The sequence below is a fragment of the Methylobacterium oryzihabitans genome, assembly GCF_004004555.2.
Classification (GTDB): domain Bacteria; phylum Pseudomonadota; class Alphaproteobacteria; order Rhizobiales; family Beijerinckiaceae; genus Methylobacterium; species Methylobacterium oryzihabitans.
Map to the genome: position 1 here is coordinate 1 of NZ_SACP01000182.1, position 418 is coordinate 418.

At 61.0% G+C, this 418-nt stretch carries 1 protein-coding gene; it reads right to left on the reverse strand.

The window, feature by feature from the left end; all coding sequences use genetic code 11:
- A partial coding sequence (locus tag EOE48_RS28965) for a catalase (RefSeq protein WP_127734250.1) occupies positions 1 to 418 on the reverse strand: 418 nt, incomplete at both ends.

A 418-nucleotide genomic window follows, 5' to 3' on the forward strand; every position in this document is an offset into this window, starting at 1 on the left:
CCTGGATGAAAAACACTGGCATGTTGTTGCCGACCAGGTCGAAATTGCCTTCGTCGGTGTAAAACTTGACGGCAAAGCCCCGCACATCGCGCACCGTGTCGCCAGAACCGCGTGGGCCCTGCACCGTGGAAAAGCGCACGAAAACCGGGGTGATCTTTTCCGGGTCCTGCAGGAAGCCGGCCTTGGTCAGCTCCGCGTGGTTGCCATAGCTCTGGAAGAACCCGTGGGCCCCGGTACCGCGGGCGTGCACGATGCGCTCGGGGATCCGCTCATGGTCAAAGTGGGTGATCTTCTCGCGCATGATGAAGTCTTCAAGCAGCGAAGGCCCGCGATCACCTGCCTTCAAGGTGTTCTGGTTGTCAGCGATGCGTACGCCTTGATTTGTGCGCAGCGCATGCCCGGTCGCATCGCTGCGGTC